The organism is Gordonia sp. JH63 (assembly GCF_009856645.1).
GTDB classification, from domain to species: domain Bacteria; phylum Actinomycetota; class Actinomycetes; order Mycobacteriales; family Mycobacteriaceae; genus Gordonia; species Gordonia hongkongensis.
Map to the genome: position 1 here is coordinate 1,427,392 of NZ_CP047235.1, position 12,536 is coordinate 1,439,927.

Annotated in this window: 12 protein-coding genes; all 12 read left to right on the forward strand. The window is 68.1% G+C overall.

Going from position 1 to position 12,536, the window contains the following annotated elements:
• Positions 1-37: 37 nt before the first annotated feature.
• The 12 genes from purN (at position 38) to GR168_RS06510 (ending at position 12,478) form a co-directional block, all read left to right on the forward strand.
• Positions 38-661: a phosphoribosylglycinamide formyltransferase gene (gene purN / locus GR168_RS06455; RefSeq protein WP_068972637.1), complete on the forward strand. Its 624-nt coding sequence runs from the start codon at positions 38-40 to the stop codon at positions 659-661.
• The gene (gene purH, locus GR168_RS06460; protein WP_065630238.1) at positions 658-2,232 is read left to right on the forward strand and encodes a bifunctional phosphoribosylaminoimidazolecarboxamide formyltransferase/IMP cyclohydrolase; all 1,575 of its coding nucleotides are present in this window, start codon (positions 658-660) and stop codon (positions 2,230-2,232) included. The genes purN and purH overlap by 4 nt, the downstream gene beginning before the upstream one ends.
• Positions 2,219-2,962 (forward strand): sulfite exporter TauE/SafE family protein, encoded by a 744-nt coding sequence (locus GR168_RS06465; protein WP_083229517.1) that lies wholly within the window; start codon positions 2,219-2,221, stop codon positions 2,960-2,962. Before purH ends, GR168_RS06465 begins: the two co-directional genes overlap by 14 nt.
• 236 nt (positions 2,963-3,198) lie before the next feature.
• The gene (locus GR168_RS06470) at positions 3,199-4,065 is read left to right on the forward strand and encodes an ABC transporter permease (RefSeq protein ID WP_159370340.1); all 867 of its coding nucleotides are present in this window, start codon (positions 3,199-3,201) and stop codon (positions 4,063-4,065) included.
• A gap of 5 nt (positions 4,066-4,070) precedes the next feature.
• Positions 4,071-5,138 (forward strand): ABC transporter substrate-binding protein, encoded by a 1,068-nt coding sequence (locus GR168_RS06475; protein ID WP_137808926.1) that lies wholly within the window; start codon positions 4,071-4,073, stop codon positions 5,136-5,138.
• Positions 5,119-5,961 (forward strand): ABC transporter ATP-binding protein, encoded by an 843-nt coding sequence (locus tag GR168_RS06480; RefSeq protein WP_137808925.1) that lies wholly within the window; start codon positions 5,119-5,121, stop codon positions 5,959-5,961. The genes GR168_RS06475 and GR168_RS06480 overlap by 20 nt, the downstream gene beginning before the upstream one ends.
• A 334-nt stretch (positions 5,962-6,295) precedes the next feature.
• Entirely contained in the window at positions 6,296-7,201 is a 906-nt protein-coding gene (locus tag GR168_RS06485; protein ID WP_137808924.1) for a TauD/TfdA family dioxygenase, read from the forward strand.
• Between the two features lie 177 nt (positions 7,202-7,378).
• Complete coding sequence (locus GR168_RS06490; protein ID WP_065630232.1) at positions 7,379-7,774, forward strand: metalloregulator ArsR/SmtB family transcription factor; 396 nt, start codon at positions 7,379-7,381, stop codon at positions 7,772-7,774.
• The gene (locus GR168_RS06495; RefSeq protein WP_137808923.1) at positions 7,771-8,265 is read left to right on the forward strand and encodes an SRPBCC domain-containing protein; all 495 of its coding nucleotides are present in this window, start codon (positions 7,771-7,773) and stop codon (positions 8,263-8,265) included. The genes GR168_RS06490 and GR168_RS06495 overlap by 4 nt, the downstream gene beginning before the upstream one ends.
• A gap of 11 nt (positions 8,266-8,276) precedes the next feature.
• Complete coding sequence (locus tag GR168_RS06500; protein ID WP_068970438.1) at positions 8,277-8,885, forward strand: maleylpyruvate isomerase N-terminal domain-containing protein; 609 nt, start codon at positions 8,277-8,279, stop codon at positions 8,883-8,885.
• Entirely contained in the window at positions 8,854-10,332 is a 1,479-nt protein-coding gene (locus GR168_RS06505) for a sigma 54-interacting transcriptional regulator (protein WP_058251515.1), read from the forward strand. The genes GR168_RS06500 and GR168_RS06505 overlap by 32 nt, the downstream gene beginning before the upstream one ends.
• Before the next feature lie 142 nt (positions 10,333-10,474).
• Complete coding sequence (locus GR168_RS06510; protein WP_137808922.1) at positions 10,475-12,478, forward strand: VWA domain-containing protein; 2,004 nt, start codon at positions 10,475-10,477, stop codon at positions 12,476-12,478.
• Positions 12,479-12,536 lie beyond the last annotated feature (58 nt).

Consider the following 12,536-nt stretch of genomic DNA (forward strand, 5'->3'; position numbering starts at 1 on the left):
GCGGGCGGCCCAACGTGCGGCGATTAGTCTCGACGACGTGACATCCCCGACGGCACCTGGTCGCACCCCGCTGGTGGTGATGGCGTCGGGCACCGGTTCGCTGCTGGAGTCGCTGATCGCGCGCGCCGGTGACCGGGATGCCCCGTTCCGGGTCGCGGCGATCGTCGTCGACCGCGCGTGCCGGGCGCAGGAGGTCGCGCAGCACCACGACATCCCGCTCATCACCTGCCGTGTCGCCGACCACGCCGACCGTGCGACGTGGGATCGTGCGCTCACCGACGAGGTCGCCGCGATCGACCCGGAATGGGTGGTGACCGCCGGTTTCATGAAGATCCTCGGCCCGGCCTTTCTCGGCCGGTTCGGCGGGCGCGTCGTCAACAGTCATCCAGCGCTGCTGCCCGCGTTCCCGGGCGCCCACGGGGTCGCCGAGGCGCTCGACTACGGCGTCAAGGTCACCGGCGCGACGGTGCATCTGGTCGACGAGGGCGTCGACACCGGCCCGATTCTGGCGCAACAGGTGGTCGGCGTCGTCGACGACGACACCGCCGACACCCTGCACGAGCGAATCAAGACGGTCGAGCGCGTGTTGCTCGCCGACGTGGTGACCGCACTGGTCACCAGAGGAGTAGTCATCGATGGACGAAAGGCCCGCATCCCGTGAACGCACCCAGCTCTGACAGCTCTCGCCGACCGATTCGGCGCGCGCTGGTGAGTGTCTACGACAAGAGCGGTCTCGCCGATCTCGCGACGGCACTGCATGCTGCCGGAGTGGAGATCGTGTCCACCGGGTCCACCGCGAAGACCATCGCCGGCGCGGGCGTGCCGGTCGTGGAGGTGTCCACGCTGACGGGCTTCCCCGAGTGCCTCGACGGCCGCGTCAAGACCCTGCACCCCAAGGTGCACGCGGGCATCCTCGCCGATACCCGTAAGTCCGATCATGTGGCTCAGCTCGACGAACTGGGCGTCGCCGCATTCGATCTCGTCGTCGTCAATCTCTATCCGTTCACCGAAACGGTGGCGTCCGGTGCGACTCCGGACGAGTGCATCGAGCAGATCGACATCGGCGGCCCGTCGATGGTGCGTGGGGCCGCGAAGAACCACCCGTCGGTCGCTGTCGTGGTCGATCCCGATGACTACTCGCTGGTGACCGAGGCCCTCGCGGCCGACGGGTTCTCGCTCGTCGACCGGAAGAAGCTCGCGGCCAAGGCTTTCCGGCACACCGCCGACTATGACGTCGCGGTGGCGTCGTGGATGTCGAGTGTGGTTGCGCCCGAGGACGAGTCGCAGTTCCCGGCGTGGGCCGGTGCGACCTGGACCCGCTCCGCGGTGCTGCGTTACGGCGAGAACCCGCACCAGCCGGCCGCACTGTATGTCGGCAACGCGGGGGCCGGCGGGGTTGCGACCGCCGAGCAGCTCCACGGCAAGGAGATGAGCTACAACAACTACACCGACGCCGACGCCGCGTGGCGCGCCGCCTACGACTTCGATGCCCCGGCGGTCGCGATCATCAAGCACGCCAACCCGTGTGGCATCGCGATCGGCGCCGACATCGCGGAGGCGCATCGCAAGGCGCACGCGTGCGATCCGGTCAGTGCCTACGGCGGCGTGATCGCGGCGAATCGCGAGATCACCGTCGCGATGGCCGAGCAGGTCGCCGAGATCTTCACCGAGGTCATCGTCGCGCCCGGCTTCGCCGACGGCGCGCTCTCGGTGCTGACCCGCAAGAAGAACATCCGCGTCCTGGTGGCCACCCCGCCGGCCGCAACCGGGATCGAGACGAAGCCGGTGTCGGGCGGACTGCTGATGCAGCAGCGCGACGTCCTCGACGCCGACGGTGACAATCCGGCCAACTGGAATCTCGTGGCGGGCCCGCCGGCCGACAACCAGACCCTCGCCGACCTCGAATTCGCCTGGCGGGCATGTCGATCGGTCAAGTCCAACGCCATACTTCTGGCCTCCGACGGGGCGTCGGTCGGCGTCGGGATGGGCCAGGTCAATCGTGTCGACTCCGCACATCTGGCCGTGCAACGCGCCGGCGATCGGGCGGCGGGGAGCGTCGGGGCGTCGGACGCGTTCTTCCCCTTCCCGGACGGACTGCAGGTACTGCTGTCGGCCGGGGTGAAAGCCGTTGCGCAGCCGGGCGGTTCGATTCGCGACAACGAGGTGATCGAGGCGGCCGACGAGGCGGGCGTGACGCTCTACCTCACCGGGGCGCGTCATTTCGCTCACTGAGCTCGCTCTACTGGTCGTCGCCGGTTTCGGCGCCGGCCTGATCGGCTACATCACCGGGCTGGCCTCGATCGTCAGCTATCCCGCACTGCTCGCGGTCGGACTCAGTCCGATCGCGGCCAACGTCACGAACACGGTCGCGCTGGTCGCCGTCGGGGTGGGCAGTACCGCACAGTCGGGACGCTCCCTCCTCGACGGTGACCGCAGGCGGCTGATCATCGGCGCGATCGCCTCGCTCATCGGCGGCACGGTCGGGGCGGTGCTGTTGCTGTCGACGCCGGCCGAGGCGTTCGAAGCCGTTGTGCCGTTCCTGGTGGCGATCGCCGCGATCGCCCTGTTGGCGCAACCGGTTCTGCGGCGGTGGGCCACCTCGCACGTCGAGCGTCCCTGGGTGTTCATCCTGGGCCTGACGCTGATCTCGGTGTACGGCGGGTACTTCGGGGCGGGCGCCGGCATCATGATCCTCGCGCTGATGCTCGTGGTGACCAGCGAACCATTGTGGCGCGCAGCGTTGTCCAAGTCGTTGTTCCTCGGCATCGCCAACACGATCGCTGCCATCGGTTTCATGATCTGGGGTCCCGTCGACTGGTGGGCGGCGCTCGCCATGGCCGTCGGCTGTCTTGCCGGCGGGTGGTGCGGCCCGCCTGTCGTGAAACGGCTGCCGCCCGGGCCGCTCCGGATCGTGGTCGGGGTGTGCGGGCTCGGGCTCGCGGCGTGGCTCGCGGTCAGCTGACGTCGGCGTGATGAGCAGGCGGTTGTCGTAGGTGTGCCCGCGGCAGATGTCGCACATCGTTGCGCCCAGCGCAACGACACACTACATCTGCGGGCGGGAGACTACCGAGCAGTGCCCGACCGGAGAAACCCCACGCCACAAGCACATCGCGCCGGATTCGTATGCATCCGGCAGGAGTTTTCCTCTCGGAGAGGAAAACCCTGGTCGCCGGGGTTCGCGATGTCTAGACATGCACGGTGACCTTGTTTGTGGACATCACCCCGGACGAAGCGGGTGGTGGGGCGGAGCGCACGTCGCCCGGCGGTTCGTCTCGCGCGCGATCGCTGTTGACCCGGGTGGGACTCCCGTTGCTCTCGGTGGTGCTGTTCGCCGCCGTGTGGCAGGTCGTCGCCGTCAGCGGGATCTGGAGTGAGACCTTCGTGCCGCGCCTGGGCACCGTGTGGCAGGCCTTCGTCGACATGTCCACGACGCACGACGGAATCCGCGGCTATGCCGACTATTACTGGTGGGAACACCTGTACATGACGCTGCGCCGGGTTTTCGCAGGTGTGGCGATCGGCGTGATCCTCGGCGTGCTGCTCGGTCTGGCGATGGGAACGGTGGGGTGGTTCCGACGCCTGCTAGAACCGTGGCTCACGTTCCTGCGCGCTCTACCGCCGCTGGCCTACTTCTTTCTGTTGGTCATCTGGCTCGGCATCGACGAGGCGCCGAAGATCACGCTGCTGGCATTGGCCGCGCTACCGCCCGCGGCGGTGGCGACCACCGCCGCCGTCAGTGCCGCGCCGGTGAGTCTCATCGAGGCGGCGCGCGCGCTCGGGGCCTCGCGATCCGAGGTGATCCGCGACGTCGTCGTACCCTCGGCGCTGCCCGAGACCTTCACCGGCGTGCGGCTTTCGGTCGGCATCGCGTATTCCTCCGTGGTCGCTGCCGAGCTCTTCAACGGCATTCCCGGAATCGGTGGCGTGGTCAAGGACGCCAGCAACTACAACAACACCCCCGTCGTCCTGGTCGGCATCATCGCCATCGGTCTGTCCGGACTGATCATCGACGGGCTCCTACGAACAATCGAGCACCGAGTGGTGCCGTGGCGCGGAAAGGCCTGAAAGACATGACAATCACACGCAAAGGGGCCGGTTCGTCCCGGGTGCGCCGGTCGCGCTTCGGCGCGGTGCTCGGGATGATCGCCGCAGTGGCGTTGGTGCTCGCCGGTTGCTCGGTCGACAACTCCGGGGACGACAGCAAGCCGACGATCCGGCTTGCCTACCAGTCGTTCCCGAGCGGCGACCTGATCGTCAAGAACAACGGGTGGTTCGAAGAAGCGCTGCCGGACTACAACATCAAGTGGACCAAGTTCGACTCCGGTGCCGACATCAACACCGCGTTCGTCGCCAAAGAGGTCGACTTCACCGCCATCGGGTCCAGCCCGGTGGCCCGCGGACTGTCCGCGCCGCTGAACATCCCGTACCAGGTGGCCTTCGTGCTCGACGTCGCCGGCGACAACGAGGCCCTTGTCGCGCGCAACGGAACCGGCATCGAGACCGTCGCCGATCTCAAGGGCAAGCGGGTCGCGACAGCGTTCGCGTCCACCGCCCATTACAGCCTGCTCGCCGCGCTGGACCAGGCCGGCGTGAACCCGAAGGACGTGAACCTGATCGATCTGCAGCCGCAGGCCTCGCTGGCGGCCTGGCAGCGCGGCGACGCGGTCTACACCTGGTTGCCCACGCTCGACGAATTGCGCCAGGACGGAACGACTCTCATCGCCAGCCGGCAGTTGGCCACCGCGGGCAAGCCCACGCTCGACCTCGGTGTGGTCTCCAGTGAGTTCGCGACGGCGAACCCGGAGGTCGTGAACACCTGGCGGCAGGTCCAGGCCCGCGCGCTCACCCTCATCAAGGACGACCCGCAGGCCGCTGCCGACGCCGTCGCCGCGCAGCTGGGCACGACCCCGGAGGATGCGGCCAACCAGTTGAAGCAGGGCACCTTCCTCACCGTCGCGGAGCTGACCAGTCCGACGTGGCTCGGTACCCAGGGCAACCCGGGCAATCTCTCCGAGAACCTGCACAGCGCGGCGGTGTTCCTCGCCGAGCAGCAGCAGATCCCGGCCGCACCGCCGATCGAGACCTTCCGCGAGGCCATCTACACAGAGGGATTGCCGGGTGTCCTCGAACAGCAGTAGTCCGCCGGACCGACCCGAGGGGCGCCGCGGCTCGATCCGTCTGCACAACGTGTCCCAGAGGTACGGGACAGGTGCTGACGCCGTGACCGCGGTCGGCCCGGTCGACCTGGACGTCCCGCCGGGCGAGTTCCTCGTGCTGGTGGGTGCTTCCGGATGCGGCAAGTCCACCCTCCTGCGACTCATCGCCGGGTTCGAACCCGCGACGGCGGGGAGGGTAGAGGTGTCTGGAGCCGCCCCGGTGCCCGGGGTGACCTCCGGGGTCGTCTTCCAGCAACCGCGCCTGTTCCCGTGGAAGACGGTGGGCGGCAACGTCGATCTCGCGCTGAAGTACGCGAAGGTCCCCAAGTCCGAACGGGCGGCACGCCGCGCCGAACTCCTCGAACGCGTCGGTCTGGACGACACCGCCGGCCGGCGCATCTGGGAGATCTCCGGCGGGCAACAGCAGCGGGTGGCCATCGCCCGTGCGCTGGCGGCCGATACGCCGTTGTTGCTGCTCGACGAGCCGTTCGCGGCGCTGGACGCCCTGACTCGGGAACGATTGCAGGAGGATGTGCGGGCGGTGAGCGCGGACAGCGGACGCACCAACGTCTTCGTCACCCACAGCGCCGACGAGGCAGCGTTCCTGGGGAGTCGGATCATCGTGCTCACCAAGCGACCGGGACGGATCGCACTGGACCTCATCTCGACGTTGCCGCGCACCGGCGTCGAACCCGACGAACTGCGCGGTTCACCCGAATACGCCGCCCTGCGCGCCGAGATCGGTGCCGCGGTGAAGGAGGCCGCCGTGAAAGATGCTGAGGTGACGGATGCCGCGGTCGCATGAGCGGCCGGCCTTTTCCTCAGCGTGGGCTCAACCCTGTCCGGTGGCGCGGCGGCCGGTTAGAAAGTGGGGGTGCCCTCCCTTCCAGCGTCGTCCGCCACAGCAATGGCTTCGACTCGGCTCGTCGACCTCGACGCGCTCCTTCGTCGCTTGCTCGGCCCGGCGGCTCCGCTCCTCGCCGGCTCAACCAGCGGAAATACGCGAGGCGCGTTCGGCACGATCAGCGCACACCAGGGCACCCTCCACTCGATGAACTGGGCGGACGGATCGCATCACGGTTCGCCGCCGGCGCACCCCGCTCCGGCCCCCGCCTGCATCGACCTGGAGAACAATCCTCATGACCACCACCTCTCACCCCGTCGTCCCCACGCACCGTCCTGACGCCGGAACCATCTCCGGCGGAGTCGAATTCGACATCGACGAGTTCGGCCCGAGTTTCGGTGCCGAGATCCGCGGCGTCGACGTCGCATCCGCCACCGACGCCCAGGTGTCCGCGTTGCGCCGGGCGCTGATCGATTACAAGGTCATCGTCCTGCGCGATCAGCATCTCGACGACGAGGCGCACATCCGGTTTGGAAACCGGCTGGGAGACCTGACCTTCGGGCATCCGGTGTGGAACAGCGGCGACGTCCCCGGCGAGGTCTACTCGCTCGACAGCGCCGACAACGGCTTCGCCGACGTGTGGCACACCGATGTCACCTTCATGCCGCGTCCGCCGATGGGCTCGATCCTGCGTCCGGTTGTGTTGCCGCGCAACGGCGGTGACACCAACTGGGCGGACGCCGAGCTCGCGTACCAGTCGCTGTCGGAACCGGTCCGGCGGATGATCGACGGACTCAGCGCGGTACACGACGGCAACCGCGAATTCGGCTACTACCTCAAGCAACGACGCAACGGCCGCGGCAACACCTGGGACGGTGAGGAGGTCACCGAGCTGGTGCCGGTCACCCACCCGGTGGTGCGCATCCATCCCGAGACGGGCCGGAAGTCGTTGTTCGTCAATCCCGGTTTCACGTCGCACATCGACGGCGTCTCCGAGGCGGAGAGCCGCGGCATCCTCGACCTGCTCTACGCACACCTCACCAAGCCCGAACACATCGTCCGGCACCGTTGGCGTCTCGGCGATCTCGTCCTCTGGGACAACCGGAACACGCTGCACTACGCGAACCGCGACTACGGCGACGCCCGCCGGGTGATGCACCGGATCACCCTGCGCGGCGAGGCGCCCATCGGACCTGCCTGACCGCAACCTCCCGACGATCCCGAACTCCCACCATCGGCCACCCGGCCGGCGGTGGGAGTTCTCGTATGCCGCTCAGTGCGTCGTCCACGAGCCGGGACCAGCTTATTCAACCGAGGGGTTGACAAGGTCGACGATCCGGCGCACCATCGTATTCAACCAAACGGTTGAGGAGGTCGGATGGCAGACGAGTTGTCCAAGGTGTTCGCCGCACTCGCGGACCCGACGCGGCGCGACATGGTTGCGCGGCTGGCGGTCTCGGATGCGACGGTCAGCCAACTCGCCGAACCGTACGACGTCAGTATCCAGGCCGTCTCGAAGCACCTGAAGGTGCTGCAGGACGCCGGCCTGGTGACCCGAACCCGGGAGGCCCAAACCCGTCCGGTCCATCTGGAAGCAGAGGTGTTCGACCTCATGACCACATGGATCGAGCGGTACCGGAAGCGGGCGGAGGAGCGCTACCAGCGCCTCGACGCGTTGCTCGCCGAGATGAACGACGGCCCCGAGGCCCAGCATCCGACGGTGTCGGACCCCGAGGTCGAACAACCACTCCACAAGGAAGGAAAGGTGTCATGACCGCAACGCAGACCCGCTATCCCGAGGCCGCCATCGAGGCCGACAAAGAGGTCCCCCTCATCCGGATCACCCGCGACTTCCGCGGAACTCCCGCCCAGCTGATGAAGGCCCACACCGACCCCGAACTCTTCGTCCGGTGGGTCGGGCCGGACGCGATCAGCAGCCGGGTCATCGAGTGGGATGTCCGCGACGGCGGCAGCTGGAGCTATGTCTCCACCCACGAGGGGCAGGAGTTCGGATTCCGCGGGTGCTTCCACACCGTGGGCGAAGACAAGATCGTGCAGACGTTCACCTTCCTCGGCATGCCCGATGCGGTGTCGCTGGAGACCCTGTGGTTCGAGGATCTGGGCGACGGCACGACGCGGCTCCACGCCCAATCCCTGTGCGACAGCTTCGAAGCGCGCGACGGTTGGCTCGCCTCGGGCATGGAGGTCGGCGTGAACGAGGGATACGCCGCACTCGACCGCATGCTCACCGAGGGCGAGATCTGATCGTGTCCGGCGTGACCCTGCCGGAACTGGATGCATCGTCGCGTCACCGAGAGGTGGCCTCCGACTTCGCGGAGGCCATCGCCGACGTCCGCGACTGGGAGGCGCCCACGCCGGTCGACGGGTGGGTGGCACGCGACGTCGTGGCCCACCTCGTCGACTGGTTCACCGGCTTCCTCGCCGCCGGTGGGGTGGCCCTGCCCGCGGGACCTGCTGTCGCCGACGACCCGGCCGGGGCGTGGTCACAGCACGCCGCCTCGGTGCAGGCACTACTCGACGGACCGACCGCCGAGGACACGTTCACCCACCCGATGGCGGGCGAGCATCGACTCGTCGAGGCAATCGACCGGTTCTACACCGCCGACGTGTACATGCACACGTGGGATCTCGCCCGATCCCAGGGCGTCACCCCCGACCTCGACCCCGGATTCGCCGGACAACTGCTCGAGGGCATGGCGTCCATCGACGACATCCTCCGCAGTTCGGGTCAGTACGGTCCGAAGGTCGAGGTGGACGCCGATGCCGACCCGGTGAGTCGCCTCATGGGATTCATCGGCCGGGACCCGCGGTGGACGCCGGCGACGAGGAGTGATGACGAGCACGCGCTCGACAACGCGGAGTAGCCTCGATGAGGTGCCAGACGACAACTTCACCACGCATGGCTCCCAGTCGACCGAAACCCGGCATCCGTCACCCCGAACCCTGGGTGAACTGCGTGCCAGCGGTCACGTGCAGCGCAGTGTGCGCGACGAGATCCGCAACAACCTCCTGTCCGCACTCCGCGAGGGGCGCGACCCCTGGCCGGGCATCGTGGGCTTCGAGGCGACGGTCATCCCGCAGTTGGAACGAGCGCTGATCGCCGGCCACGACGTCGTCATGCTCGGCGAGCGCGGCCAGGGCAAGACCCGCATCCTGCGCACCCTCGTCGGGCTCCTCGACGAGTGGACGCCGGTCATCGCGGGTTCCGAGCTGGCCGAGCATCCCTACGAACCCATCACCCCCGGGTCGATCCGAAAGGCCGCCAACCTGCTCGACGATCTGCCGATCGAGTGGCGTCACCGTTCGCAGCGCTACAGCGAGAAGCTGGCCACGCCGGACACCTCCGTGGCCGACCTCGTCGGTGACATCGACCCGATGAAGGTCGCCGAGGGACGCAGCCTCGGCGACCCGGAGACGATCCACTTCGGGCTCATCCCGCGCTCGCACCGCGGCATCGTGGCCATCAACGAGTTGCCCGACCTCGCTGAGCGGATCCAGGTGTCGATGCTGAACGTGATGGAGGAGCGCGACATCCAGGTCCGCGGGTACACCCTGAGATTGCCGCTCGACGTCCTGGTGATGGCCAGCGCTAACCCGGAGGACTACACCAACCGTGGCCGGATCATCACCCCGCTCAAGGACCGCTTCGGCGCCGAGATCCGGACGCACTACCCGCTCGAGCTCGACGACGAGGTGTCGGTGATCGAGCAGGAGGCGGACCTGACCGCCAGCGTCCCGACCTTCATCACCGAGATCCTGGCGCGGTTCACCCGCTACGCCCGTGACCACCCGTCGATCGACCAGCGATCGGGAGTTTCTGCCCGCTTCTCCATCGCCGGTGCTGAAACCGTTGCGGCCGCTGCGCTTCACCGGGCGACGGTGACGGGCGAGGACCAGGCGGTGGCACGCGTGGTCGATCTCGAGTCGGTGATCGAGGTGCTGCGCGGCAAGATCGAGTTCGAGTCCGGCGAAGAGGGCCGGGAACTCGAGATCCTCGAGCACCTGATGCGCAAGTCCATCGCCGACGCGGTGCGTGCCCACCTCGGCGGCGTCGACATGGCGCCGCTCGTCGCCGCCCTCGAGAACGGCGAGCCGGTGGTCACCGGCGACCGGGTGCGTGCCGACGACCTGCTGGGTTCCATCCCGTCGCCGGACACCACGTCCGGCGTTCTCGACCAGATCGCCGAGCGCCTCGAAGCGGACTCGGACGGGGAGCGTGCCAGCGCGGTCGAGCTCGCGCTCGAGGGACTCTTCCTCGCCCGACGGATCGGCAAGGAGGCCGACGAGACCGGGCAGACCATCTACGGGTGACCCTTCGTGGCTCGCTTCGCTCGCACCTCAGGGGGCAGGGGCTCGCTGCGAGAGCGAGAGTGCAGGAACCACCTTTGCTCCCTGAGGTGCGAGGAGCGTTAGCGACGAGCCACGAAGGGTTCGCGACAAACGAGGAGAACACATGGCGCGCAAGAGCTTCCACCGTTCGCGCTACCAGCGGTACAGCGGCGGGCCCGATCCGCTCGCGCCGCCGGTCGATCTGCGCGAGGCGTTGGAGACGATCGGCGACGATGTCATGGCCGGCGCGTCGCCGCAGCGGGCGCTCCGAGAGCTGCTGCGTCGTGGGACACCGAACATGCGCGGACTCGACAAGTTGCGCGAGCAGATCAACCGTCGCCGGCAGGAGCTGCTGAAGAAGCGCAACCTCGACGGCACCTTCGCCGAGATCCGTGAACTCCTCGACCGTGCGGTACTCGAGGAGCGCAAGCAACTCGCCCGCGATCTCGACGACGACGCCCGCTTCGCCGAGATGCAGATCGGGAGTCTGCCGCCGTCGACCGCCCAGGCCGTCGAAGAGCTGTCGGAGTACAACTGGCGCAGTCCGCAGGCGCGTGAGGACTACGACAAGATCAGGGACCTGCTCGGCCGGGAATTGCTCGACCAGCGCTTCGCCGGCATGAAGGAAGCGCTCGAGGGGGCGAACGAGCAGGATCGGCAACGAATCTCGGAGATGCTCGGCGACCTCAACGAGCTCCTCGCCGCGCACAACCGGGGCGAGGACACCACCGAGGCATTCGACGAGTTCATGGCCAAGCACGGTGAGTTCTTCCCGGAGAACCCGCGCAACACCGAGGAACTCATCGATTCCCTCGCCCAGCGCGCGGCGGCGGCCCAGCAGTTCTACAACTCGCTGACCCCCGAGCAGCGCGCTGAGCTCGACCAGCTGGCGCAGCAGGCGTTCGGGTCGCCGGACCTCATGAACCAACTGGCGCAGATGGATTCGCAGCTCCGGGCGGCTCGACCGGGTCTGGACTGGGACGACGCGCAGTCGTTCTCCGGCGACCAGCCGATGGGACTGGGCGAGGGGGCCGCGGCACTACGCGACATCTCCGAACTCGAGGCGCTCTCCGAGCAGCTGTCACAGCAGTATGCCGGCGCGCAGATGGACGACATCGATCTCGACGCGCTCGCCCGGCAGCTCGGCGACGACGCGGCGGTCGACGCGAGAATGCTGGCCGAGCTCGAGAAGGCGCTGTCCGAGCAGGGCTTCTTCGACCGCACCGCAGACGGTCAGCTCCGGCTGAGTCCGAAAGCGATGCGCCAGCTCGGTCAGTCGATCTTCCGCGACATCGCCGAGCAGCTGTCGGGCCGCCGGGGTGATCGCCAGACCCGCCAGACCGGACTGCTCGGCGAGCCGACCGGCGCTTCCCGGGAGTGGGAGTTCGGCGACACCGACCCCTGGGACGTCACCCGGACCGTGTCGAATGCGGTGCTGCGCACTGTGTCCGAAACACACGAACCGTCGCTCGCGACGTCGGAGATGGCGCGATCGGGAGTGCGTATCGACGTCCGCGACGTCGAGGTCTCGGAGACCGAGAGCCGTACGCAGGCAGCGGTGGTCCTGCTCGTGGACACGTCCTTCTCGATGGAGATGGAGGGCCGGTGGACGCCGATGAAGCGCACCGCGATCGCCCTGAATCATCTGATCTCCACGCGCTTCCGCAGCGACGAACTCCACCTCATCGCGTTCGGAAGATATGCGCGGTCGATCGACATCGCCGAGCTCACCGGTCTGCAACCGCGGATGGAGCAGGGGACCAACCTGCATCACGCACTGTTGCTCGCCCAGCGGCACCTCCGGCGGTTCCCGAATGCGCAGCCGGTGGTCCTGGTGGTCACCGACGGAGAGCCGACCGCGCATCTCGATCCGAGTGGGGAACCGTTCTTCTTCTATCCGCCGCACCCGCAGACCATCGCGCTGACGGTTCGGGAACTCGACCATGTCGCGCGAATCGGCGCCCAGGTCACGTTCTTCCGTCTCGGCGAGGATCCCGGGCTGGCCCACTTCATGGATCAGATCGCCCGCCGGATCGGCGGACGCGTGGTGGCGCCGGACGTCGACGGTCTCGGCGCCGCCGTGGTCGGCGACTATCTGCGGGCCCGGAAGGGGCGTCGGCGCGGCTGATCGACGCCCCATCGATGAGCGCCGCGGCGACGTCGGCGCGAATGTGTCGGCGCGAGGA